This is a genomic window from Pseudoalteromonas sp. SCSIO 43201 (assembly GCF_023716725.1).
Lineage (GTDB): Bacteria > Pseudomonadota > Gammaproteobacteria > Enterobacterales > Alteromonadaceae > Pseudoalteromonas > Pseudoalteromonas peptidolytica.
In genome coordinates, this window is the sequence record NZ_CP072683.1 from 775,231 (window position 1) to 799,289 (window position 24,059).

22 protein-coding genes are annotated in these 24,059 nt (G+C 42.9%); 17 read left to right on the forward strand and 5 right to left on the reverse strand.

Features of this window, described 5'->3' with window-relative positions; genetic code table 11:
- Position 1 precedes the first annotated feature (1 nt).
- The 11 genes from J8Z24_RS03255 to trmB all read left to right on the forward strand — a co-directional run bounded on the left by J8Z24_RS03255 (position 2) and on the right by trmB (position 11,381).
- The gene (locus J8Z24_RS03255) at positions 2–877 is read left to right on the forward strand and encodes a RodZ domain-containing protein (RefSeq protein WP_252095259.1); all 876 of its coding nucleotides are present in this window, start codon (positions 2–4) and stop codon (positions 875–877) included.
- A 5-nt stretch (positions 878–882) separates the two neighbouring features.
- Complete coding sequence (gene ispG / locus J8Z24_RS03260; RefSeq protein ID WP_125250615.1) at positions 883–2,001, forward strand: flavodoxin-dependent (E)-4-hydroxy-3-methylbut-2-enyl-diphosphate synthase; 1,119 nt, start codon at positions 883–885, stop codon at positions 1,999–2,001.
- Positions 2,002–2,137: 136 nt separating this feature from the next.
- The gene (hisS, locus tag J8Z24_RS03265) at positions 2,138–3,415 is read left to right on the forward strand and encodes a histidine--tRNA ligase (RefSeq protein ID WP_128730860.1); all 1,278 of its coding nucleotides are present in this window, start codon (positions 2,138–2,140) and stop codon (positions 3,413–3,415) included.
- A gap of 9 nt (positions 3,416–3,424) precedes the next feature.
- Positions 3,425–4,042, forward strand: a complete 618-nt coding sequence (locus J8Z24_RS03270; RefSeq protein WP_147390177.1) for a YfgM family protein — start codon at positions 3,425–3,427, stop codon at positions 4,040–4,042.
- Between the two features lie 9 nt (positions 4,043–4,051).
- Positions 4,052–5,233, forward strand: coding sequence for an outer membrane protein assembly factor BamB (bamB, locus tag J8Z24_RS03275; RefSeq protein ID WP_125250612.1), 1,182 nt, complete (start codon positions 4,052–4,054; stop codon positions 5,231–5,233).
- 73 nt (positions 5,234–5,306) lie between these two features.
- Positions 5,307–6,776 (forward strand): ribosome biogenesis GTPase Der, encoded by a 1,470-nt coding sequence (gene der / locus J8Z24_RS03280; protein ID WP_125250611.1) that lies wholly within the window; start codon positions 5,307–5,309, stop codon positions 6,774–6,776.
- A 171-nt stretch (positions 6,777–6,947) separates the two neighbouring features.
- Positions 6,948–8,291, forward strand: coding sequence for a UDP-N-acetylmuramate:L-alanyl-gamma-D-glutamyl-meso-diaminopimelate ligase (gene mpl / locus J8Z24_RS03285; protein ID WP_252095260.1), 1,344 nt, complete (start codon positions 6,948–6,950; stop codon positions 8,289–8,291).
- Between the two features lie 5 nt (positions 8,292–8,296).
- On the forward strand, positions 8,297–8,920 hold the full coding sequence (locus J8Z24_RS03290) for a flavin prenyltransferase UbiX (protein WP_128730864.1): 624 nt from the start codon (positions 8,297–8,299) through the stop codon (positions 8,918–8,920).
- Between the two features lie 6 nt (positions 8,921–8,926).
- On the forward strand, positions 8,927–9,847 hold the full coding sequence (locus J8Z24_RS03295; protein WP_125250608.1) for an ABC transporter ATP-binding protein: 921 nt from the start codon (positions 8,927–8,929) through the stop codon (positions 9,845–9,847).
- A 2-nt stretch (positions 9,848–9,849) separates the two neighbouring features.
- Positions 9,850–10,617, forward strand: a complete 768-nt coding sequence (locus J8Z24_RS03300; protein WP_125250607.1) for an ABC transporter permease — start codon at positions 9,850–9,852, stop codon at positions 10,615–10,617.
- Positions 10,618–10,715: 98 nt separating this feature from the next.
- Positions 10,716–11,381, forward strand: a complete 666-nt coding sequence (gene trmB, locus J8Z24_RS03305) for a tRNA (guanine(46)-N(7))-methyltransferase TrmB (protein WP_147390173.1) — start codon at positions 10,716–10,718, stop codon at positions 11,379–11,381.
- Positions 11,382–11,537: 156 nt separating this feature from the next.
- On the opposite strand, the gene J8Z24_RS03310 is transcribed toward trmB, so the two are convergent.
- Positions 11,538–13,460: an EAL domain-containing protein gene (locus J8Z24_RS03310; RefSeq protein WP_128730866.1), complete on the reverse strand. Its 1,923-nt coding sequence runs from the start codon at positions 13,458–13,460 to the stop codon at positions 11,538–11,540.
- A 465-nt stretch (positions 13,461–13,925) separates the two neighbouring features.
- On the opposite strand from J8Z24_RS03310, the gene panP reads away from it, so the two are divergent.
- From panP to J8Z24_RS03325, 3 genes are all read left to right on the forward strand, one after another.
- Positions 13,926–15,554, forward strand: coding sequence for a pyridoxal-dependent aspartate 1-decarboxylase PanP (gene panP / locus J8Z24_RS03315; RefSeq protein WP_252095261.1), 1,629 nt, complete (start codon positions 13,926–13,928; stop codon positions 15,552–15,554).
- Between the two features lie 394 nt (positions 15,555–15,948).
- Complete coding sequence (locus J8Z24_RS03320; RefSeq protein WP_128730868.1) at positions 15,949–16,986, forward strand: sensor domain-containing diguanylate cyclase; 1,038 nt, start codon at positions 15,949–15,951, stop codon at positions 16,984–16,986.
- Positions 16,987–17,243: 257 nt separating this feature from the next.
- Positions 17,244–17,636 (forward strand): VOC family protein, encoded by a 393-nt coding sequence (locus tag J8Z24_RS03325; protein WP_147390171.1) that lies wholly within the window; start codon positions 17,244–17,246, stop codon positions 17,634–17,636.
- A gap of 425 nt (positions 17,637–18,061) precedes the next feature.
- Here the strand turns inward: J8Z24_RS03325 and J8Z24_RS03330 are convergent, their stop codons facing one another.
- The 4 genes from J8Z24_RS03330 to J8Z24_RS03345 form a co-directional block, all read right to left on the reverse strand.
- Entirely contained in the window at positions 18,062–18,418 is a 357-nt protein-coding gene (locus J8Z24_RS03330) for a DUF2750 domain-containing protein (protein WP_170178637.1), read from the reverse strand.
- A gap of 11 nt (positions 18,419–18,429) precedes the next feature.
- Positions 18,430–19,008 carry a glutathione S-transferase family protein gene (locus J8Z24_RS03335; protein ID WP_176032474.1) on the reverse strand — a complete coding sequence of 193 codons (579 nt, stop codon included), beginning with the start codon at positions 19,006–19,008 and terminating at the stop codon, positions 18,430–18,432.
- A gap of 88 nt (positions 19,009–19,096) precedes the next feature.
- A complete protein-coding gene (locus J8Z24_RS03340) occupies positions 19,097–19,378 on the reverse strand; it encodes a peptidylprolyl isomerase (RefSeq protein WP_125250599.1) in 282 nt (93 codons plus the stop codon).
- Between the two features lie 64 nt (positions 19,379–19,442).
- Complete coding sequence (locus J8Z24_RS03345; protein WP_125250598.1) at positions 19,443–19,994, reverse strand: glutathione peroxidase; 552 nt, start codon at positions 19,992–19,994, stop codon at positions 19,443–19,445.
- Positions 19,995–20,060: 66 nt separating this feature from the next.
- Here J8Z24_RS03345 and J8Z24_RS03350 point away from each other — a divergent pair, with 66 nt between their 5' ends.
- From J8Z24_RS03350 to J8Z24_RS03360, 3 genes are all read left to right on the forward strand, one after another.
- Complete coding sequence (locus J8Z24_RS03350) at positions 20,061–20,549, forward strand: GNAT family N-acetyltransferase (RefSeq protein WP_176032473.1); 489 nt, start codon at positions 20,061–20,063, stop codon at positions 20,547–20,549.
- 117 nt (positions 20,550–20,666) lie between these two features.
- Positions 20,667–22,631: a hybrid sensor histidine kinase/response regulator gene (locus tag J8Z24_RS03355; protein WP_176032472.1), complete on the forward strand. Its 1,965-nt coding sequence runs from the start codon at positions 20,667–20,669 to the stop codon at positions 22,629–22,631.
- 285 nt (positions 22,632–22,916) lie between these two features.
- Positions 22,917–24,053 carry a response regulator gene (locus J8Z24_RS03360; protein WP_176032471.1) on the forward strand — a complete coding sequence of 379 codons (1,137 nt, stop codon included), beginning with the start codon at positions 22,917–22,919 and terminating at the stop codon, positions 24,051–24,053.
- Positions 24,054–24,059: the final 6 nt, after the last annotated feature.

Genomic DNA, 24,059 nt, shown 5'->3' on the forward strand with positions numbered 1-24,059 from the left:
TATGAAAGAGCAAGAAGCACCTGAACAAGAGCAGCCTTCAATCGGGCAAACTTTGGCGACTGCAAGACAAAATGCTGGGATCAGTTTTGCTGAGATTGAATCACGTCTAAAGATGACTCATGCCCAACTCACTAAGCTCGAGCAGGACGATTATCAAGATTTAGGGCCTGAAACATTTGTGCGTGGTTATATTAAAAACTATGCCGCATTGCTTGGACTAAATCCGGTAGAGGTACTGGCCATGTACCAATCACCAGTGGTACCGCCGCAGAAAAAACGAATGCAGAGCTTTTCGCGTCGTACGCACAAAGAGGCACATGATAGCCGTTTAATGATGGTGAGTTATATCGTGCTTGCTATTGTGTTGGGATCCTCAGCGTTGTGGTTTTGGCAGACCAATACTTCGGAGCCTGAAAGCGCTCAAGAAAGCGCGATCACCACAATTGAAGCACCAGAGCTTGAAGTACCAGAGCTTGAAGTAACAAGCGATCAAGAAGAGATACAAAACGACGAGCCAGAACAGTCTGAGAGTACAGGCGCGCTAGAAGAGCAGCCAACAAGTACGCTTGAGGTGGCGACATCAACGCCTGCTCAGAGCAACCCGAAAGAGCAGACTAAACGCGCGCCAGGGATCAGCACGGTGGTGATGTACTTTAATGAAGAAAGTTGGGTTGAAATGTTTGATGCAACCCAAGAGCGCGTGGCATTTGGGGTTAAAAAAGCAGGATATACCATGACAGTTGAAGGGAAAGCCCCTTTTTCTGTTATACTCGGCAAGCATCGGGCCGTAGAGGTCACACTTGATGGTAAACCTGTGATCTTGCCAGAGTTCACTAAAAACCGTCTAGCCAAATTTAATTTACCGTTAGCAGAGTAGTCAGCATGTTTTCAGAACCACCTATTAAGCGTAGAAAGTCAACGAGGATCTATGTCGGTAATGTGCCTATTGGTGATGGCGCACCGATAGCGGTGCAATCGATGACGAATACTAACACCCTAGATGTCGATGCAACGGTGGCGCAGATAAGAGCTATCCAAGATGCGGGCGCTGACATCGTTCGTGTTTCTGTGCCGACCATGGATGCCGCTGAAGCATTCAAAAGCATTAAAGCACAAGTAGACATTCCACTGGTGACAGACATTCATTTCGACTACCGCATCGCTTTACAAGTTGCCAAGTATGGCGCGGACTGTCTGCGGATCAACCCTGGCAATATCGGTAGTGAAGACAGGATCCGCGCTGTGATTGACGCCGCTGGTGAACACAATATCCCTATTCGAATTGGGGTCAATGGCGGGTCACTTGAGCGAGACTTACAAGAGAAGTACGGTGAGCCAACACCTGAGGCTTTACTTGAGTCCGCGATGCGTCACGTTGAGATTCTTCAGCGTCATAACTTCGATCAGTTTAAGGTATCGGTAAAAGCGTCAGATGTATTTCTGGCGGTGGGCGCTTATCGTCTACTCGCTAAAGAAATCGATCAGCCACTACATTTAGGGATCACAGAAGCTGGTGGCTTTAGAGCCGGTTCAGTGAAGTCGGCAGTGGGTCTTGGCATGTTGTTGGCTGAGGGGATAGGTGACACCCTGCGCGTTTCTCTTGCTGCTGATCCAGTACAAGAGATAAAAGTTGGCTTCGATATCCTTAAATCGCTGCGTATCCGTTCGCGTGGTATTAACTTTATCGCTTGCCCAAGCTGTTCAAGACAAGAGTTTGATGTGGTCAACACCATGAATCAACTTGAAGAGCGTCTAGAAGATATCACTACGCCAATTTCGGTGTCGGTGATAGGGTGTGTGGTAAATGGCCCTGGTGAAGCATTAGTGAGTGATTTAGGTCTTGCAGGTGCAAATCGCCGCTCAGGGCTTTACATTAATGGTGAACGTCAAAAAACACGTATTGATAATGATGATATTGTTGCTCAGCTTGAATCTCAAATTAGAGAGTATGTAGAGAAAAAAGAGAGCGAAGAAAAAATCGATGTAAAAATCATCGACTGATACGGATGTAATCGTTAAGATAAGCGAATTTTCAAGCTTTATACAGGTACGCAAACAATGCTACCTGAGCATGTGTTTAAGCAATAGCATCAACCAACACATATTGGCTGATGGCAAAGAATAATTAGGGTTTTCAGTGACAAAACAACTTCAGGCAATCCGTGGAATGAATGATTGTCTGCCAGGTGATACACAAATCTGGCAGAAAGTAGAATCGGTATTAAAAGAAACTGTGGCTGCGTTTGGCTACCAAGAGATCCGTTTTCCAATCGTTGAATCGACTGATCTATTCAAACGCTCTATTGGTGAAGTGACCGATATTGTTGAAAAAGAAATGTATACCTTTGATGATCGTAACGGCGACAGCTTAACGCTACGTCCTGAAGGGACGGCTGTGTGCGTACGTGCTGGTAATCAACATGGTTTACTGTATAACCAAGAGCAGCGTCTTTGGTATATGGGGCCAATGTTCCGCCATGAGCGGCCGCAGAAAGGTCGTTATCGTCAATTCCACCAATTTGGTGTTGAAACTTATGGGGTCGCAACGCCTGATATTGATGCTGAAGTGATCTTAATGACGGCGCGTCTATGGCAGCAATTTGGTATTCAAGAGCACGTCAAGCTTGAGCTTAATTCATTGGGCTCTAACGAAGCCCGAGCTGAATATCGAGATGCTTTGATAGCTTATTTAGAACAGCATAAAGCGGTACTTGATGAAGACAGTTTGCGTCGTATGTACACTAACCCGCTTCGAGTTCTTGATAGCAAAAACCCAGACATTCAAGCAGTTTTAGTCGATGCGCCAAAGCTTTCTGAGTATTTAGACCAAGAGTCGCGTGAACATTTTGCGAATTTATGTGAACGTTTAGACGCAGCTGGCGTCGAATACCAGGTTAATGAAAAGCTGGTACGTGGCCTAGACTACTACAACCGTACTGTATTTGAGTGGGTAACAACCAGTCTTGGTGCTCAAGGTACAGTGTGTGCCGGTGGACGTTACGATGGCTTGGTTGAACAGCTAGGTGGAAAAGCGACACCGGCTGTCGGTTTTGCGATGGGTATCGAGCGTCTTGTGTTAATGTTACAAACATTAGAGTGTGTTGGTGAAATCCGCCGTAATGCTGATGTTTATGTAGTTGCTATGGGTGACAAAGCGGCAATCCAAGCTCCAGTAGTAGCGCAGCAGCTACGAGATGAGGTTGCAGGACTTCGCGTGATGGTACATTGCGGTGGGGGCAACTTCAAAAAGCAATTTAAACGTGCAGACAAAAGCGATGCAGTCGTGGCATTAGTGCTAGGCGAAGATGAACTGGCGCAAGGCAAAGTGACTGTAAAATATTTGCGTGAAGAGAAAGAACAAATCACCTTACCGCTTGCAGAAGTAAAAGCACTGCTTGCAGAGTTGGTAAGCTAAGAGGTTAGAATGGAAATTTATTCAACAGAAGAGCAACAAGAAGAAGCAATAAAGCGATTTTTCCGCGAGAATGGTACAACCCTAGTGATAGGGGCTGTATTAGGGTTAGGCGGTTTATACGGTTGGAAAGCCTATAATCAGAGTCAGATTGACACCGCAGAAGCGACATCTGAAGCCTACAGCCAAATCGTAGAAAGTGATGACGTACTTGCAAAAAGCGAAGCATTTGTTGCAGATAATGCTGATTCTAACTATGCCGTATTAGCCGCATTTGTTGCTGCAAAAGAGGCAATTGAAAAGAATGACTTAACATTAGCCGCAGACAAATTAACTTGGGCTGCTGAAAATGTAAATAATGCTGAGCTCAAAGCAACGGCATTACTTCGATTAGCACGTGTTCAGGCTTCTCAAAAGCAGTACGAGCAGGCGCTAGCAACGTTAGCAAAACCGATGCCTGAGGCATTCAAAGCACAGCAATCAGAAATCCAAGGCGATATTTACCTAGCGCAAGGTGAGCAAGATAAGGCACGTGACGCTTATCAGTCAGCACTAGAAGCGGCAACAGGTAATAATAACCCCATGCTGCAAATTAAACTGGATGATTTAGCACAAAAGACAACGGTTTAAGGAGTTGCCATGAAGAAGTTAACTATGGCCTCTTTGGCTCTATGTGTGGCAGCACTTACGGCTGGGTGCTCATCAAATGATGACGAAGAAGAACTGATACTGCCTGAAATCAATAACCAGTTTGAAGCGAATATTGTGTGGCAAGAGGGCGTTGGTGACGGTGTAGAGCATTATTTCTCTCATCTTGCCCCTGTGAGCTACCAAACAACGGTCTTTGCTGCTGCGCGAGAGGGTATAGTCACCGCGTTTGACGTCGAGACAGGTAAAGAAAAATGGCAAGTTGATGTGCGTAAAAATACCAGCTTTTGGCCATGGGAAGACAGTGACAGTGCTAAGTTGTCAGGCGGTATTACCCAAGCATATGGTAAGCTGTACATCGGCTCTGAGCATGGACAGGTTTTTGCCTTAGACCGTGAAACCGGTGAAGTGGTGTGGCGTAAATCAGTACCTGGCGAAGCGCTTTCTGCCCCTTCTGCTGGGGATGGCCTGCTATATGTTAACTTAGGTTCAGGTAAACTCGTTGCTTTACACCCTGATACAGGTGAAGAACGTTGGCACTACGAACAAGAAGTGCCAGCACTGACCTTGCGTGGTTTAAGTTCGCCAACCAGCGCCAATGGCGGTGTACTTGTTGGTGAAGAAAGTGGCAAACTGACGGCATTAATCGCCGAGAATGGCTTTACCGCTTGGAGTACTGATGTTGCGATAGCAAAAGGAGCTTCAGAGTTTGAGCGTTTGGTTGATGTAGACACTAAGCCTGTCGTGAGTGGCGCATATGTGTATTCTATCGCCTATAATGGTAAACTAGTGGCTATTGATGTTCGCAGCGGTAACGTAGTATGGGATCGTGAGTACAGTAGTTATCGCGACTTAACGCTAGACCTAGATGTTATTTATTTGGTTGACAGTGACGGGGTGTTATACGCCCTAGACAAAAACTCAGGTATTGAACGTTGGACACAAGCTGCTTTGCGTGGCTGGTATCTTACTGCCCCAACAGTTGCAGGCAATTATATCGTGGTCGGTGACCAAGAAGGTAATTTACATTGGTTGGATAAAAACTCAGGAGAGCTAGTATCTCGTACTGAGTTTGATGATTCTGGGTTTTATATTGAGCCAATCGTCGTTGATGACAAGGTATTTGTATATACGCGAGATGGTGAACTTAGCGCAGTTCAAATTCCAAAATAACCTTCTGAATTTTGAATATTTTATGGGGCTTCGCTTTCGCGAAGCCTTTTGTTGTTTATAAAAGAGGTAGTCTATGCTTCCTGTGATCGCTCTGGTTGGGCGACCTAATGTGGGTAAATCCACACTATTTAATCGTTTAACACGTACTCGAGACGCGTTAGTTGCTGATTTCCCTGGCCTCACTCGTGACCGCAAGTATGGCCAAGCAAATTACGAAGGCTATGAGTTTATCGTGGTGGACACGGGTGGTATTGATGGCTCAGAAGAAGGCATTGAAACTGAAATGGCTGAACAATCTCTGCTGGCAATTGAAGAGGCGGATATTGTACTATTTTTGGTTGATGCACGAGCAGGCATGACTGTTGCTGATCAAGCAATCGCACAGCACCTTCGTAAACAGCAGAAAAAGTGCTTTGTCGTGGCTAACAAGACGGATGGTATTGATGCAGACTCCAATTGTGCAGAGTTTTATCAATTAGCATTAGGCGATGTACAGCAAATAGCAGCAGCACATGGCCGTGGTGTCACTCAACTACTCGAGTTAACCTTGCAGCCAGTCATTGCAGAGCTTTCTTTACAAGAAGAAGCCGTGGCGCAAGATGATGAAGACATTGCGGAACTTTATCTTGAAGATGAGGAAGTTGAAGCTGGCAAAACTGGCTTTGAAGACAAGCCTGTAAAACTTGCGATTATTGGACGCCCAAATGTTGGTAAGTCGACACTGACAAATCGGATTCTAGGCGAAGACCGAGTGATAGTGTACGACATGCCAGGTACGACACGAGACTCAATTTACATCCCAATGACTCGCAACGACAAAGAATACGTACTGATTGATACCGCAGGTGTACGTAAACGCAAGAAAGTCAGCGATGTTGTTGAGAAGTTTTCTGTGATAAAAACATTACAGGCAATTGAAGACGCAAATGTAGTTTTGCTAGTTGTTGATGCTCGTGAAGGGATCTCTGATCAAGACTTAAGCTTGCTTGGCTTTGCTCTGAATGCGGGTCGTTCATTGGTGATTGCAGTGAACAAGTGGGATGGTCTTGATGACTACGTAAAAGAGCGGATCAAAACAGAGCTAGACCGAAGGCTGGGTTTTGTTGATTTTGCACGATTACACTTTATTAGCGCGTTGCATGGCACCGGTGTTGGTCACTTGTTTGAGTCTATCGATGAAGCCTACGAGTCGGCAACTAAACGTGTGAGTACAGCAATGTTGCGTCGCATTATGGATATGGCGCAGGCTGATCACCAGCCACCTTTGGTGCGTGGTCGTCGTGTGAAGCTGAAGTACGCACACGCAGGTGGTTATAACCCTCCGCGTATTGTTATCCACGGTAACATGGTGCACGAACTGCCAGATAGTTATAAACGTTACCTAATGAACTATTATCGCAAGGCTTTAAATGTGATGGGAACGCCAATTAAAATTGAGTTCCGCGAAGGGGACAACCCGTACGCAGGCCGTTCAAATAAAATGACGTTATCACAAAAACGCAAGTTACGTGCGTTTGCAAAAGAAAATCGTAACAAGTCTTAAACTATTTGGGCCGAACGATTGTTCGGCCCAACCTTTCTGTATAACCTCAATCTTGCAGCCCTCAGCAAGACCAGAATAATACTGGTGCAATAGATTCAACAATAAAGTCAGCCACCGATAAGCTGAGTATGTTAATCTAGCTAAAAATGAAAAATAAAGAATGCGAATGCTATGCACGTACATATTTTAGGGATATGCGGCACCTTTATGGGTGGTATTGCCGCTATAGCGAAGTCTTTAGGTCACAAAGTTACTGGCTCAGATCTCAACGTTTATCCACCAATGAGCACCCAGCTCGAAGCACTTGGCATTGAGCTTACTCAAGGCTATGACCCACAGCAATTAGTTGATGCTCAGCCTGATGTGGTGGTCATTGGCAATGCCATGAGTCGCGGTAACCCCTGTGTTGAATATGTGCTGGAAAAAGGGCTTTATTATACGTCAGGCCCTGAATGGCTTCGAGAAAATGTACTAAGAGAGTCTTGGGTACTCGCTGTTGCTGGTACACACGGAAAAACGACTACCGCAAGTATGCTGGCTTGGGTGCTCGAATATGCTGGGTTACGTCCAGGGTTTTTAATCGGCGGGGTGGTTCAAAACTTTGGGGTGTCTGCGCGTACTTCGGACACACCATTTTTTGTCATCGAAGCAGACGAATATGACACCGCATTTTTTGATAAGCGGAGTAAGTTTGTTCATTATTTACCGCGTACACTAATCTTGAATAATCTAGAATATGATCATGCGGATATTTTTCCCGATTTAAACGCCATTCAGACGCAATTCCATCATCTTATTCGTACGCTACCGAGCCAAGGTAAAGCCATCTATCCTGCCGACGATAAGGCATTGCAAGAGGTGATAAATAGAGGATTTTGGAGCTTGCAGGAATCCCTTGGCAAAGAATGGTCGTATAACCTCATCAAAGCAGATGGCTCTAGTTTTACGGTACTGTTTGAAGGAGAAGAAAAGGGTGTAGTTAACTGGCAGACCATCGGTGAACACAATGTCAAGAATGCCATGGTGACGATTGCAGCCGCAAGACATGTTGGGATCCCAATAGAAGTAAGTATTGAAGCGCTAGGCCAGTTTATCTCACCTAAACGACGCATGGAGTGTAAAGGAGAAGTCAACGGAGTGACGGTTTATGATGATTTTGCTCATCACCCCACCGCTATCGCAACGACACTTGCAGGGCTTCGAGCAAAAGTAGGTGATGCACCCATCATTGCGATTTTAGAGCCGCGCTCAAACACCATGAAGCTTGGGGTGCACCAAGAGACTTTAATGCAGTCATTAGCAGTAGCAAATGAGGTGTATTTATTTGAGCCTGAAGGCTTGTCTTGGTCGTTAAAAGCACAGGCTGAAAGTGCTGGACGGCGGTGCTTTGCTAGTGTCGATGAAATTGTTACACAGGTTGTTGCAAATCAAGCGCCGAATCAACATGTTTTAGTAATGAGCAACGGCGGCTTTGGTGGTATTCACGATAAATTATTAACTGCATTAAAAAAGTAATTTGTATGTCAGAACAAACATTTAAAGGGCCAATTACATTGGCATTCAGTGGTGCCTCAGGTGCACCTTACGGACTGCGGTTGTTAGAAGTATTAGTGTCGTTAAACTATCAAGTTTATGTGTTAATCTCTAGCGCAGCTCGAGTGGTTTTGGACACCGAGTCAAATGTAAAGCTATCTGGTAATGAGCAAAAAGCGAGCGAGCAGCTACAAACGCTATTCGCAGCCAAACAACAGCAAATACAAGTGTTTGGCAAAGATAATTGGTTTAGCCCTGTGGCATCTGGCTCGGCGGCACCAAAACAAATGGTGGTATGCCCATGTAGTGCAGGAAGTGTTTCAGCCATTGCGTTGGGAGCATCTGATAATTTATTGGAGCGTGCCGCTGATGTTGTGATCAAAGAGCGGGGACAGTTGATTTTAGTGCCTCGTGAGACGCCTTTTAGCCCAATCCATCTTGAAAACATGCTTAAATTAAGCCGTTTGGGCGTGACGATTATGCCTGCCGCGCCAGGGTTCTATCACCAGCCACAAAGTATTGAGGATTTAGTCGACTTTATGGTGGCGCGAATTCTAGATCATCTGAACATCGAACATACTTTAGCAAAACGCTGGGGTTATGGAGAATAACAAAATATGACAATAGCACTGAACATCGAAGGATTAAAAAAGGTCTATAGTAACGGCGTCGAAGCAGTGAAAGGAATAGACTTACAAGTACAAGAGGGTGACTTTTTTGCTTTGCTTGGCCCTAATGGCGCCGGAAAATCAACAACAATTGGCGTTATCGCTTCACTGGTAAATAAAACCCAGGGCCGTGTTGAGGTATTTGGCCACAGTATTGATACCCATTTAGAAGACGCAAAATCTAACTTAGGGCTTGTGCCGCAAGAGTTTAACTTCAGTCAATTTGAGACGCTAAATCAGATTTTAGTGACACAAGCAGGCTACTATGGTGTGCCAAGAGATGTTGCACATCAACGAGCAGAAAAGTACCTCAAGCAGCTTGGACTGTTTGACAAAAAAGATAAGCAAGCTCGTACCTTGTCTGGTGGCATGAAACGTCGCTTGATGATTGCCAGAGCGTTGATGCACGAACCAAAGCTACTTATTTTAGATGAACCAACAGCTGGTGTTGATATTGAACTACGTCGCTCAATGTGGGATTTCTTACGTGAAATAAACCAACAAGGGGTGACGATTATCTTAACTACCCACTATTTAGAAGAAGCTGAGTTACTGTGCCGCAATATTGCGATTATCGATAAAGGCACCATAGTAGAACATACAACTATTAAGGCATTACTTGCTAAGTTAGATAAAGAAACCTTTGTACTAGACCTCAAGTCTCCCATCAAGCCGGTGACGTTAGATGGTTATCAGTTTACTCGTGTTGATGATCATACGATTGAAGTCGAAGTTGCTAAGTCACAGGGGCTCAATGGGGTCTTTTCACAGTTAACGCAGCAGGGGAATCAAGTATTGAGTATGCGCAACAAGGCTAACCGATTAGAGGAGTTGTTTGTGGGTCTATTAGAGCAGGGCAGAGGGGTATAATCGTGCTGAAATACGGCGTCGCGTTAAAAAGTATCTGGATAAAAGAGTGTATTCGCTTTTTGCGAATTTGGGTGCAAACTTTAGTACCTCCTGCGATCACAATGACGCTTTATTTTGTGATTTTTGGTAGCTTGATAGGTTCTAGAATCGGTGAGATGGGCGGCTTTAGCTACATGGAGTTTATTGTGCCTGGCCTTATTATGATGTCGGTTATTACCAACTCTTACTCTAACGTAGCTTCTAGTTTTTATTCTACTAAGTTTCAAAAAAGTATAGAGGAATTATTGGTTGCCCCAGTACCAAATTATATTATCGTGCTCGGCTACATGGGAGGTGGAATGGCCAGAGGCATGCTGGTCGGGTTAATCGTCACCATTGTGAGCTTATTTTTTGTTGATATCCAGATCCACAATCTTGCGGTGATTATTATCACAGTGATCTTAACCTCTGCGGTGTTTGCCTTGGGAGGGCTTATCAATGCGGTATTCGCCAATAGCTTTGATGACATCAGTATAATTCCCACTTTTGTACTTACTCCACTTACCTATCTGGGAGGAGTGTTCTACTCCATCACCTTGCTACCTGAGTTTTGGCAAGGCGTATCGCAGATAAACCCAATAATCTACATGGTTAATGCATTTCGCTTTGGCTTTTTAGGAGTCTCTGATGTAAATATCGGGGTGGCCTTTACAGTACTTGGCATCTTTATCTGTGGTTTATTCCTATTAGCGCTTAATTTGATTAAACGTGGTGTTGGGCTCAGGCACTAAGTGCGCTTGCGCTTAAATGGAGTGCTGTAAATGGTGGCAGCACTCTTGACTAATTTCAGGTAAAATCACCACAATTTCTTCCAAATTATCGATAGGTTATGACAGAAGCAAACTCTCGTAGTATTACCACTAATCAGCAAGGGCTGCATGAAAAGCTCGATGAAATCGTCACAAAACATTTAAAAGCTGAATTCAAAAAGCCGATAGCAGTGCACACTCAACGTGCTTTTGATGAGGTAAATAAACGAGTTCAGGCATTTGATGGACCCATTATTTTGGATTCGTGCTGTGGAGTAGGGGAAAGTACCGCGAACCTTGCTAAGCACCACCCTGAAGCGCTTATAATTGGAATTGATAAGTCTTCCCATCGCCTTGAAAAGCATGACGTAGAATATAAACAATCCGACGAAGGACAATATATTCTGGTACAAGCTGACTTAAATGATTTTTGGCGACTTGCGCTGCAAGCTAAATGGCAACCTAGCCACCATTACTTGCTCTATCCAAATCCTTGGCCAAAGGCTAAGCATATTCAAAGGCGTTGGCATGGCAGCGCAGTATTTCCCTATATTGTGAAATTAGGTGGCCAGCTAGAGCTACGTAGTAATTGGAATATCTATGTTAAAGAGTTCGCCAGAGCGCTTGAATTAAGCGGTGTTACTGCACATGTTGAAGCTTACGAAAACGAGCAAGCAATCACGCCTTTTGAGCGTAAGTATTGGGCAAGTGGGCAGTCGAGTACGCGCTTGTTGGCACAGATTTAATGCTCAGCAATGCGATTAAATCAACATAATTCAACCTAGGGGTGGTTGCTTTGTGAGGCAAGAAAATCTTGGCGATAACGCCGCTTTCATGTCCTGTTATCGTCAAGACTTACTCAGGTCAAATTGAGCAAGTATTAAGTTAAATTGGTATTCATATCAAAGGTGGCCACTTGCCTTGCCTACCCAGCTTCCCTCTAATCGCGCCACTCCAGCTTCTTCTAGTTGTTTAGCCTGGCGACTCGTGGTCACACATGGGACAATCAGGTCAATGCGACGAGTGTTGCAGTGGTCAGCCAAGTAGGCGACGGAGCTCATTAGCATCTCGTCATCACTGAGCTGTTCACAAATACTTTTCTCGAGGCAAATTGCGTCGAGTGGTAATTTCAATATTCTGTTTATTGTAAGAAAGCCGCTATTCACGCCGCTGACAGCAACATTGGCACCTTTAGCTTTTAGGGACTGCATCATTAAGTTCATGTCGCTAAAATTCTTTAGTACATCACTCTCATCAAACTCAAACGTGATAAGTTGAGGTTGCGGGTATCGTCGCAATATTTGACTGATATACTCAAAATATTCAGGATCAGCTATTTCTGCATGACTGAGTTGAATGCTCCAGGCATGGTTTGATTTTCTAAATCGAGTAACACATAGCTCAAGTAATTTCATACTAATTTGCGCGCGTAACTTGGGTTGCTTCATTACCGGATAAAAGTGCTCTGCATCAATAATTGCACCTCGCTCATTGAGAATACGAGCGCTGCACTGATATTGAATATTGTTGTGATCATGACAGGCCTTTCTGGGAGTAAAAAAGGGTATGATCCGATCTGATTCACACGCGCTTTGCAATAATCTTGTTAGGTGTAAGTTCTTTGATTGTTGCTGTGGGTTTATTTGTAACTGCGAGTCAAAATAACAAATCTGAATATTTTGTTGTTGTGCTTGTCTAAGTGCTAAAAAGGCATTCTCTAGCAACAAGGCACAGTTGCCTTTGGCAACGCCTGCGCACAAATTTACATACAGATGCGGCGCATCATAGATAGGTTTGGCGCAAGGAAAGGACTCAGTTAAATTGGCAAGGTAATGCTCGCTATTCTCAATACTCGTCACCAAGGCTATTTTAGATGTTGTTAGGCGATACACTTCAAATGGATGAGTAAACTCTGAGAAGTAACTCATTACTTTAGCCATTACATTATCACCAACCTCTGTACCATAAAAGCTTATGATATCCTCCAGCTCTTTGACCCAGACAACACTTAAGCACAAATGTTGAGATTTAGAATGTTTGAGTGCTTGCTCCAAGGCAATTCGATTGCCAAACCCTGTTCGGTTATCACTCGTCAGAGTTTTCTTGTAGTACATAAAATATAGGCTGACGACAACCAAAAACATGATAAAGAAAAAGCTTGCATCAACTGCTGCATCTATCACACTCTCATTGAGCCTACTCTCAAGGTCATGAATAGTAATATCTGCGCCTGCAATATAAGTTGTACCATCTGGAAGCACAAAAGGAATGAATACACTTTTAAAATGACCCCATTTATCTTTCGCTACTTCAAAGACCGGCTCCGTTGAGTGAAAGGCACTTTTTAACGTTACAGAAGCTTCAGAGTAGATGTCTTGATAACGAGTGAGGCGTTTTAATTTGAGGTCTTCGCGAGTATAGCTTGATGCCGTAAAATGGACGTTAGGCGCTTTTAGCACCATAGTGTAAACATATTCTACGTTCAATGCGTTTGCAAGCTCAGTCAGGGCATGGCTTTTTTGTTTGAATTCAGCAGCTGTAATACTATCGAGAGAGCTGTGATAACCTTTGCCAACCATCACGTTTGCGCTGGTGGCTGCGTTGATAAGTTGCGCATCAATACTAGCCATAATGTCACGTCGTGTATCATAGTAGTTTGCAACAACGTAAATGGATAAAGCAGCTAAGAAGATCAACGATGCTAAAGCGAGCCACGCAACTGGTAATCTTGGGGTATAACTGGTCAGTCCCAATAATTGCGAGATTTTGGTCGACTCTCGCACTTTATTAGCTTTGAGTGGCTGAGCGATACTCCGAGTATTCATGATAATCCTTTATCCACCGATTCACTTGGTGTAAACGACGAAATACCGTTTCGGATTCAGGTGGTGTTGCCTTGTTACATAATATAAACAATACATCATAAGTTAATCACATGAAAAGAAATTGAGCAAAAAAGTTCCGCATTGATATTCTGCAAAATGTATTGTTGTCGAATAGGAGCTGGTCTACTCATAAAAGCTGAATGAGCATGACATTTTATACCTTATTTGTACCTGAAAAGTAAAATAAAAACGACAAATTTGAGCTCTAGCCTTCATTGAACTTTCGCTGGTTTTTCATAAAATTGTCAATGTTTCATGAATTTTGGCGCGACAATAGAAGACAATTCCTTTTCTTTACAGTAAAGTTAGCCATTTCATAGATCACAATCTCTTGTGTTATTGGCATTGCTCTAGTCTATTTTGATGGGAGAGTGTTAGTACACCTTTTGATGTTAGGTAGTATTGATGGGTCCAAAGCGTTGCGCCGTTGCCTCTGAAGAAAGCTTAATGCGTATATTTACAGTGCCTGAGGCACCTGATTCAACTTTGAGCAGAATCGAGCAAGAAATCTCGAGTAACTTGGCTGGTTTTTTGAATGAAAATATAGCTGCAATCGAGAAGCCACTTCATGAAGTTGAAAAAGACTTTCAGTCCGCACAGATCCCTGAAGTGCCAATGTTTGTCTCCGATTATGCTCAAGATATTATGGAGCAGCTAGTTGCGCATTCTGTGCATACTGCAGCGCCTAGTTTTATCGGGCACATGACCTCCGCGTTACCACACTTTGTATTGCCACTGTCCAAGTTAATGGTAGGGCTGAATCAAAACTTGGTAAAAATAGAAACCTCAAAAGCATTTACGCCACTTGAGCGCCAAGTACTTGGGATGGTTCACCATCTTGTCTATGGCAATAACGATACTTTCTACAATAAATGGATGCATAGTGCCAAAACCTCCTTAGGTGCCTTTTGCTCAGGAGGCACTATTGCAAATATCACTGCGCTTTGGATTGCACGCAACCGCTTATTAAAAGCGGACGGTGATTTTAAGGGGATTGGCGCATCCGGTATAGTTGCCGCGATGCTGCACTATGGCTACAAAGGATTAGCCGTACTGGTGTCTGAGCGTGGTCATTATTCATTAGGGAAAGCGGCTGATGTGCTAGGTATTGGGCGCGATAACTTCGTTTCCATCAAAACATCAGCTGATAACAAAGTTGATGTCAGTGCGATGCGACAAAAAGCACATGAATTGGAATCCCAAGGTATTAAAGTATTAGCGCTTGTAGGGGTCGCTGGCACAACAGAAACTGGTAATATTGACCCGCTAGAGGATATGGCTGATCTAGCTGAAGAGCTAGGTTGCCACTTTCATGTGGACGCCGCATGGGGAGGGGCAACATTACTTTCTAATAATTATCGTCACCTTCTCAAAGGGGTAGAGCGTGCTGACTCGATCACCATTGATGCGCATAAGCAGATGTACGTGCCTATGGGGGCTGGGATGGTGATTTTTAAAGACCCCGCAGCATCTGATGCGATTGAACATCATGCTGAATATATATTGCGAAAAGGCTCAAAAGACTTAGGAAGTCATACGTTAGAGGGTAGCCGGCCCGGTATGGCGATGCTTGTGCACGCATGTTTACGAGTGATTGGCCGTCAAGGTTATGAAATGCTCATTGACAAAGGCATTGAAAAAGCACGCTATTTTGCTGAATTGATCAAACAGACACCTGATTTTGAGCTCATCTCAGAGCCAGAGCTTTGCTTGCTTACTTACCGATATGTTCCGGAAGCAATTAAATTGGCAATAGAGCAAGCGGATAAGCAAGAGAAGATAGACATTTATGCAGCCTTAAACAGATTCACTGCAAGTATGCAAAAGCGGCAACGTGAAGCCGGGCGCTCGTTCGTATCACGGACACGTTTGACTCCAGAGCAATATGAGCGTCAACCTACGGTTGTATTTAGGGTGGTATTAGCGAACCCGCTAACCTCTGAAGCCATGTTGACCGATATTATGGAAGAGCAGCGACAATTAGCTAAAACGGATCCGGTTTTCAAAAAGTACCTCGCGAAATATATTAATTAACTTGAGGTTTGGATAGGGAATGGGCTAACAAATTGTTTTAAAGTTACGCTAAATTACTTCCCTATCTAATCAACACCTTTCGGCGACAGAATTGCGCTTGCGTCCTGTGATTAGCATAGTAACTATACCCGGTTGGCAACGTGAATTTACATACAGGCAGTTATTCAGAGTCAATTCAACACGGTTTACGCTTAAATATCTCTTTTAAAAGATATAACTATCAGGGTTTTAGGTTGAATAGTCTGAACTTAAATTCTATGACTGACCAAAAAATATGGCTTACCCGAGCACACTGAAGGTGATTGGGTTGTATTACCACCAAGTTACTACAATTTGATTGGCTATTTGACTTGATTGGTATTAATCTAACTAAAAAGAGTCTACTCTTCGTATTATGTTGAAGAACTTTAGCAATGTAACCCAACGCCTCAGACGACTTAGCTCACAGGAGTTAGATGTATCTGGCACTTTTCAGAGCTTTCTGCTCGATTTACTTGATGAAGGTAAGCAGACCTTGAAGGTCGCTCGTGTGTCAGTATGGTTGTTTGATGACCTTGATAAGCCTTCAGAGTTAATCAATGTTGCTAATACTGATTGGTCTGGTAAAACACTTCCAGAACAGCTTCCAACACTTCAATATGAAGACTTTGCTGCTTATTTTACAGCGATTAACAGTGGTCGCTCTATTGATGCGAATGATGCAACAACAGATCCAAGAACCTGCGAATTTCACGATATTTATTTAGTCCCTCACAACATAAAAACGATGCTGGATACCGTTATTTTTAAAAATGGAATACCTCATGGTGTAGTGTGTTGTGAAGGGGATAAGATCCGTACCTGGCACAAAGATGAAATTGCATTTGCAGAAATGATTGCAGATTGCTGTAGCCGCCGCTTGCTAGTTAAAGCGCTATGGCAACTGCAATCACAACTAACAGAGCTGGCATTTAAAGACCCACTCACGGGGCTGAGCAATCGACGCTTTTTGATGGATAGTGCAAAGCGAGAAATGAGCCGTCACGCCCGCTTTGAGCACCCTTTTAGTCTGATGATGCTGGATATTGATCATTTTAAAAAGATAAATGACAACTATGGCCATGAAACAGGGGACTTAGTATTAAAACATTTTGCTGAAATTTGTGTTAACACGCTAAGACTAGAAGATTGTATGTGTCGCTTAGGCGGTGAAGAGTTTGTGGTACTATTGCCAAACACATCGATAAACTCAGCAATGATTATCGCTGAACGCCTAAGAAATGAAATAGAGCAAGCCCGAATAGCGACGCCAGCAGGAGAGATTAGCGTTACCTCAAGTTTTGGTGTTGCACAAGTCAATACCAGCTTACCGTTTAGCCATGCGCTGAAAGCAGCTGATCATGCCGTGTACCAAGCCAAAGCGGAAGGCCGAAATTGCGTGGTTCCAGTATAATAATCCCTGCTCTTTTTTGATACTTATTTTAAACAGGTCGACTAGGTGATTCCTGCGTTAAAGTTTTTATCCAATCTGTTTTTGCTTAGGTCGCCCTGTTTATAGCATACGATTATGTAAATCTTGCACAAAACTTTCTTACCTCAAAATAGACCACTTAATTAAGATAATTGGTATTAAACTGATTTTACCTTGCCCAATATTTGTGCTTAAGTTATAAAAGGTTACGATTTTGTGTATAGCGGAGTGGGGAATCTGTGTTTGTTAAAACGGTGATATACGTAGATAGCGTTGAAGAAGTGCTAGACTTTTACTATCAAGCGTTTGGTCTGAGCACTTGTGATATGACCGATGATGGCGACTACGGCGAATTAGACACAGGTGAAGTTAAATTAGCATTTGCAAGCCACCCTTTAGCACAATCTCAATTCAAACAAGACTACATTCGTTGTCACCCAAAGCAACCCGCACTGGGCTTTGAAATTACCTTAAGCTGCGTTAATGTACCTGAATGCTATGACAAAGCTGTGGAGGCTGGTGCAGAGCCATTAAGTGCTCCAAGCCAAAAAGGGAGTGTGACACAAGCTTATGTTAGAGCAATAGAAGGGACGCTGGTCGCTCTGGTATCAAAAATATCTACCAATGAGTAATACTAATTAATTCTAATACAGACTCAATTTGAAGGAGTAAATCTGAGTTTACCTGCGTTAACAATCTATTATTTAGAAATAATAACCTGATAGAGATGGTAACTTGTTCTCTAGCAGCTGTTATCGACAAGATGTTCTCGTCTCAAATCAAAACAGCAAGCTAAATTAAGCGAATTGGTATAAAAAGCGTGGTGTAAATTGACGAGGCGCATATCAAGCTAGTACTAATACCAATTTGACTTAACACTTGCTCAATTTGAGGGAGTAAACCTGACGCTAACAGCGTTAAAAATTTCTTATTTAGAACAACTAAATAGCAAAATTTTTGTCTGGTTATCGACAAGATTTTCTCGCCTCAAAATAGACCACTTAATTAAGCAAATTGGTATAATGCGCCCATGGCTATAGCTGCGTGAATCGTTATTTTATTCAATATCAACTAATAAGCGTGCAAGACCAACTGGTTCAATTTCAATACAGACATTGTCATCATTCCAGTTAAGGCCAACCAAAGCATCATCTTCTTTTAAATCTAGCACCCATTCGTCTAGGAAACTTTCAATATCTATGCTCATTGGTGAAAATTCGCTCCACTCATCACGGCACTGTGCTTGCGCTTTTTCTTCACTATCCCACAAAAGCAATACATCGGTTTCGTCGAACTGGTTAGAGTCAACTACAACCATGCCACCATCGCTTGAGCTGAGTGCCCAAACACTTTCAGTATTTTTTACTTGTCCAATAAAATCACTGACTTCTGAGCCAATTTCTTCTTCATTCATTATCGTCGTTCTCAATTTCGTGGATCTGTTTTCTGGGCAATAGGCTGATGTTGTAAGCGGTCATGAAAAGCCACTAGATTATCATAATCACTCAGGTCGATAAGCTCTCTAAAGAGAACCCAGTCAAGTAGGCAGTATAAACTTATTTGCAGATAATCACAGTGTAAAAACGTATCGCTTGTACATGCTTCGTTTAATGCGTGAAGTGTGTGACCAATTCGTTCACGTTGCAGATTAAAAAAGAGCTTATCTTGTTCAATATCGAAGCCGGAGCGTTTGCTAAGTAACAGTTCAATCAGTGAGTCACTGCACGCATTGATTAGTATTAGCCAGTTCTCTTGATCCCAGCTAGGCACTGGAAGCTGGTACTTTTCACGTAGATAACGGATGATAAGATTGGAGTCGCAGACAAGTTGTGTATCGTCTAGTAGAAATGGTATTTTTCTGGCTGGGTTGTACTGTACTAACTCGTTGTGACCTTCTGGCGAAAAAATATCTATATGATGATAGCTTAATTCTATTTGCTTAGTCGCCGCCCACATTCTGATCCGACGGGCGTAAGGGCTGGTATTTGAGCCTATGAGTTTCATGCCATTATTCCTTAAACTGACGTTCTGTTGCTATTGCAACAAGCGGTGTGAGGAATAATGGCGAAACTCATATGATTTCGCAAGTGAATTAGTCGTTACGACTGGTCACTTCTAATAAGTGATATCCAAACTGGGTTTGCACAGGGCCTTGTACCTGGTTAATTGGCGCTGAAAAAACGACCTTGTCAAACTCAGGTACCATCATGCCGGGGCCAAACTCTCCCAACGCACCACCATCTTGACCTGAAGGGCAGTTGGAGTACTGTTTAGCGATTTCTGCAAAATCCTCCCCTGCGGCGATTCGTTCTTTTAGCTCCAAGCATTGCGCTTCACTATCGACTAGGATATGCCTTGCACTAGCGATTGCCATAATTTCTCCAATGATTAATTGTTATTCATACTTTATTCTAATCTAGGCAGATAGAAAAATCAGCTTATCTTGGTAATAGTTTTTCAATTTCGCTGGTAAGTTCTTCAGACATTGGCTTGGTGCGGCTATTAAAACGCTTGATAGTTTTACGGTCAGCTGAAACCAAATACTTGTAAAAGTTCCAGTTTGGTGAGCTAGTAACTTCATTCAAATGCTCAAATAGTGGGTTTGCATCTGAACCTCTAACCGCGGTGGTGGCAAACATATCAAAGGTTACACCATAATTAATAAAGCACACCTTTGCGGTTTCTTTCTCATCGTCTTCTTCTTGAAAAAAGTCATCAGATGGAAACCCAAGCACAACTAACCCTTGATCTTTGTACTTTTGATGAAGCTTTTCTAGCCCTTCAAATTGGCCAGTGTAGCCGCAGTTACTCGCTGTATTTACGATAAGCAGTGGTTTGTCTTTAAACTGGCAAAAGTTGATAGATTCATCGGAACGTAGTTTGCGCATTTCAACATTGGTGAAATCGTCGCAGCTTGGCGACTGTGCATTTGCAGCGCCACTTAATAATAAGCTAAGCGCTAGGCTCAGCGTGGAAATACTTTTTAGCATCAACACTTTCCTTTTAACGAAATTATCTCTTATCATACGGACACATCCATTTAAATGATCAGCTAAATGAATATACGACTTGCTAACTCACAAGATCTCAGTGTTATTGTCGACATTTACAACGAGACAATTCCAAGTCGCCAAGTAACAGCTGATACAGAGCTTGTCAGCATAGCACAAAAACAAGACTGGTTTGATGCACATACTAAATGTCGACCAATTTACGTTGTTGAGTTAGATAATATAGTGGTTGCTTGGCTGAGCTTTAGCAACTTTTACGGCCGTCCTGCGTATGCTGGTACCGCAGAAATAAGTATTTATCTGGCAAAGTCCGCGCAAGGTAAGGGGCTTGGCAGCCAGTTAATGATGTTTGCTGAAGCGCAGGCACCAAAGCTTAATATCACTACTTTATTAGGGTTTATTTTTTCTCATAATGCGCCTAGCATTCGCTTGTTCGAAAAACATGGCTTCCAAAAGTGGGGAGAGTTACCCCATATTGCGGAGATGGACAGAACTCAATATAGCTTAACTATATTAGGTAAATCTTTACGATAATCTTTTAGGTGTTTGTCTCTGTTGATTTTTGATGGCGGCTAAATCGCCGCTATTTTTTAGCGTCTCGCTATTCTTCAACTAAACTAAAATTCAGGTTTTTGGTTGAAGGATCAGGGTATGACGAGTCAGGTACTGATTATTGACAGCAGCAGTGTTCAAGCAATGCGAGTCAAGGTGTTGTTTGAGTTACTCGGTGGTGACGTTGAGCATGTTCATTATCGCAGTCTTGAAGCTGACCTAGACCTAGATAGGTTTGATGTTGTGGTGGTTGCACATGGTGTTCCCGCAAGTAAATTATCTCCAATTCAACAGCTTAGGCATCATGACAAGCTCGTTTTGCTAGCTCCAAAACCCGATAATGCAGAGCATTTGAAGTCATTTAGTGAAATAAATCGTGCGTTACCAAATGGTATTGTGATCTATCCGTTTTTTGCCAATAAAGATATTACCGGGTTATTGGAGCGCTTGCTTGAGGTCGGTGCAACCAATTCTCTGGTTTTGCCGAAAGTCTTGTTGGTTGACCACCATACCCCCCGTTTGGAGATGCTTGCAAATAGTCTTCGAGGCGCTCAGCTTGCAGTGATAACTGCAACTACCTTGCCCGAAGCACTACATGCTGCAGAGCAGCACCCTGTCGATTTATTGATCTGTGACTTTAATTTAGAAAAAGACACAGGTCTTGATGTATTTAATAAAGTGCGCCAAGTGCACCATAATTGCCGTTGCTTACTGATGACGTCTCGTGTCAATCAGGTAGATATGTTAGAAGCTGTGCGACAGGGGGTTGAGGATGTGCTTATCAAACCGTTCGATGAAAGCGATCTGTTGCAAAGCTTACATAAACTTTGGCAAACAGAGCTGCTGAGACGCCATAATCAAGAGCTGGTGGAGCGGTTGCAGGACACCGTAGATGCGCTTATCGAAAGAGACAGCTTGTTACGCGTTATTTATAAGCACACGCCTGATCCTATCATGCTGTTTAATCGCCAAGGGCACATTATTGAAGCGAATGACTCGTGCTGTGAATTATTTGAACTCACAGAGGAGGAGCTACAACCTTTATCTATTTTTGAGCTATTTGATGAAGTGTCAGTTTTACAATTGCGCGACTTAATGAAGCATATCGGTATGCTAAAACATTTTGACTGTGAGCTAAGCCTTCCTAAAGTCGGAGAGCGCAGCATTCCACTTATGGGTACTTTTAACGAGATAGATCATCACGGTGAAATGGCCTTTGCGGTCATTTTTAAAAATGTGTCTAAGCTCAAAGAGCAGCAAGAAATGTTAGAAGAGACCAAAGAGCTGTTAGAGTTTGAGGTACAGGCGAGAACCTCACAATTGCTAAAAGCGAAGGAAGCGGCTGAGGCAGCTAACTTATCGAAGTCAGAATTTTTAGCCAATATGTCTCATGAACTTCGTACGCCGATGCACTCGATATTAAGTTTTGCGCGATTTGGGCTAGATAAGTTGATGAGCCCAGAGGTACCCATCGATAAATTAAAAAAATACTTGTCACGTATTGAAACCAGCGGAGAGCGCTTGTTAGTGCTGCTTAATAATCTATTAGATTTATCAAAACTAGACGCTGGTCGTTTTCCTTTTAATCCCAGTTTTCATAACTTAGTAAACATTATTCAAAGTGGTATTGAAGATGTTTCAGGGACTGCGCTTGAGAAGCGCATTAAGATCCGCTTTGAGAAGCCAAATCGAGGAGTAATGACATTCTGTGATCCAGAGCAAATAAATCAAGTGATAAGAAACTTGCTAGGTAATGCTTTGAAATTTAGCCCCGAAGGAAGTGAAGTGAGTATTGTGCTTAGCTGCGAAGGGCAGGATATTCATATCAAAATCATTGATCAAGGAGTTGGGATCCCAGAGGATGAACTAGAACAGATTTTTGCTAAATTTGTTCAAAGTAGTAAAACCGATAGCGGTGCAGGGGGTACTGGTTTAGGGCTTGCTATTTGCAAAGAGTTCATCTTGCTGCATAAAGGGCAAGTCTATGCACAGAATAACCCTGATGGCGGAGCCAGTATTCACATAAGCTTACCATTGGTTGAGTATACTGAAGGAGTAATCTAGTGTAATGATGCTGGCTGGCAAGCTTCACGGTATCGGTCTATAACTAAGAAGACTATGTTTTTATACTTATGGTATTGAGTATGTGTCCTATTTAAAGTTAGAAATTGTGCAGTAACAAACGCAGACTTCGTTACTTGCTTATTCATAAGTGTTTAACATGTGAATGGCGTACTTTTCCACTGGATTAAGTTATAAATTGAGATAATGGTGATAACTGGACTCAGTTGGATACGGAGAGTGTGATGTGTACTTAATACTGTCATATACCAGTAAAGGATAGCACCTATGGCGTTACAAAGAATCTTGGCGGTGGATGACGAGCCGTTTAATTTAGAAATCATTGAAGAAATTCTTGAAGATTTAGACTTTGAGCTTAAAACGGTTGAGAGTGGAAAGGCGTGTCTTGGCGTTATTGAGGAGTTTGATCCTCAGGTTATTTTACTGGACGTGAGCATGCCGAAGATGAATGGCTATGAGGTGTGTAAAGCAATAAAAGCCAACCCGAACACCCAGCACATTATCGTCATGTTTGTCTCTGCAAGAGGATCAGTTGAAGAGCGTATGGAAGGGTATTCAGTAGGCGCCGAGGATTATATTGTTAAACCATTTGGGCAAGGGGAATTAAAAGCCAAGTTACAACATTTAAGTCAGATACTCAAAGAAAAAGATGTGCTCGCACAGCAGGTTGAAGACGCTACTTCTACCGCGTTTAGCGCCATGGCAAATAGTAGCGAGATGGGTCAAATCGTCAATTATATTGAGCAAATAGGGGAAATTGACTCGATCCCAAGGCTTGCTGCTGCACTATGCCAATGCTTGAAAGGACTAGGACTAAATTGCAATGTAGAGGTAAGGCTTGAAGGGCAAAAACATCATTTTGCAACAACCGGAATATGTTCACCTATCGTGATTGAATTATTTGAAATTCTTCATACCAAGGGAAGATTACATGAATTCACAAATCGTATTTTGGTAAATTACCCTTGGCTGAGTATCTTGATTTTGAATATGCCCAGTGACGACCAAGAAAAACATGGTCGCTTACGAGATCATATCTGTTTTATAGCCAGTGTTACTGAGCAGCAGCTTCTTGCGATACTTACAAAAAGAAAACTAACACAGCAACGAGAAGACTTAGAAGCGGCAATCACAATGGTGCAGGGCAAGTTCAAAAGTATGATTTCACTACTTGATAAAAATCGTCAAGAAAATGAAAAAGTGTTTAGAGTGCTGCAAGAGCTGTTCGAAGAGCGGATCCCTACAATGGGGCTAGACGAGGATCAGGAGCAGTTTATATATCAAAATGTAGATAAAGCAATTCAAAGCTCTGTTGCCCGAGAAGCCAGCGTTCATGAAGTGAGAGCTGCCTTTCATGATATTGAAGAAGACTTAAAAGTACTCTCGCGTCGGGCTGAGCGATAAAAGAAA

Excerpts from the sequence above, each read along its gene's own strand:
- J8Z24_RS03290 (WP_128730864.1), top strand. The coding sequence starts at position 8,297 with ATGTCAGAACAAACATTTAAAGGGCCAATTACATTGGCATTCAGTGGT.
- mpl (WP_252095260.1), top strand. The coding sequence starts at position 6,948 with ATGCACGTACATATTTTAGGGATATGCGGCACCTTTATGGGTGGTATT.
- ispG (WP_125250615.1), top strand. The coding sequence starts at position 883 with ATGTTTTCAGAACCACCTATTAAGCGTAGAAAGTCAACGAGGATCTAT.
- J8Z24_RS03360 (WP_176032471.1), top strand. The coding sequence starts at position 22,917 with ATGGCGTTACAAAGAATCTTGGCGGTGGATGACGAGCCGTTTAATTTA.
- J8Z24_RS03340 (WP_125250599.1), bottom strand. The coding sequence starts at position 19,378 with ATGGCAATCGCTAGTGCAAGGCATATCCTAGTCGATAGTGAAGCGCAA.
- J8Z24_RS03255 (WP_252095259.1), top strand. The coding sequence starts at position 2 with ATGAAAGAGCAAGAAGCACCTGAACAAGAGCAGCCTTCAATCGGGCAA.
- der (WP_125250611.1), top strand. The coding sequence starts at position 5,307 with ATGCTTCCTGTGATCGCTCTGGTTGGGCGACCTAATGTGGGTAAATCC.
- J8Z24_RS03270 (WP_147390177.1), top strand. The coding sequence starts at position 3,425 with ATGGAAATTTATTCAACAGAAGAGCAACAAGAAGAAGCAATAAAGCGA.
- J8Z24_RS03355 (WP_176032472.1), top strand. The coding sequence starts at position 20,667 with ATGACGAGTCAGGTACTGATTATTGACAGCAGCAGTGTTCAAGCAATG.
- J8Z24_RS03310 (WP_128730866.1), bottom strand. The coding sequence starts at position 13,460 with ATGAATACTCGGAGTATCGCTCAGCCACTCAAAGCTAATAAAGTGCGA.
- bamB (WP_125250612.1), top strand. The coding sequence starts at position 4,052 with ATGAAGAAGTTAACTATGGCCTCTTTGGCTCTATGTGTGGCAGCACTT.
- J8Z24_RS03345 (WP_125250598.1), bottom strand. The coding sequence starts at position 19,994 with ATGCTAAAAAGTATTTCCACGCTGAGCCTAGCGCTTAGCTTATTATTA.
- J8Z24_RS03335 (WP_176032474.1), bottom strand. The coding sequence starts at position 19,008 with ATGAAACTCATAGGCTCAAATACCAGCCCTTACGCCCGTCGGATCAGA.
- panP (WP_252095261.1), top strand. The coding sequence starts at position 13,926 with ATGGGTCCAAAGCGTTGCGCCGTTGCCTCTGAAGAAAGCTTAATGCGT.
- J8Z24_RS03320 (WP_128730868.1), top strand. The coding sequence starts at position 15,949 with ATGTTGAAGAACTTTAGCAATGTAACCCAACGCCTCAGACGACTTAGC.
- J8Z24_RS03330 (WP_170178637.1), bottom strand. The coding sequence starts at position 18,418 with ATGAATGAAGAAGAAATTGGCTCAGAAGTCAGTGATTTTATTGGACAA.
- J8Z24_RS03295 (WP_125250608.1), top strand. The coding sequence starts at position 8,927 with ATGACAATAGCACTGAACATCGAAGGATTAAAAAAGGTCTATAGTAAC.
- trmB (WP_147390173.1), top strand. The coding sequence starts at position 10,716 with ATGACAGAAGCAAACTCTCGTAGTATTACCACTAATCAGCAAGGGCTG.
- J8Z24_RS03350 (WP_176032473.1), top strand. The coding sequence starts at position 20,061 with ATGAATATACGACTTGCTAACTCACAAGATCTCAGTGTTATTGTCGAC.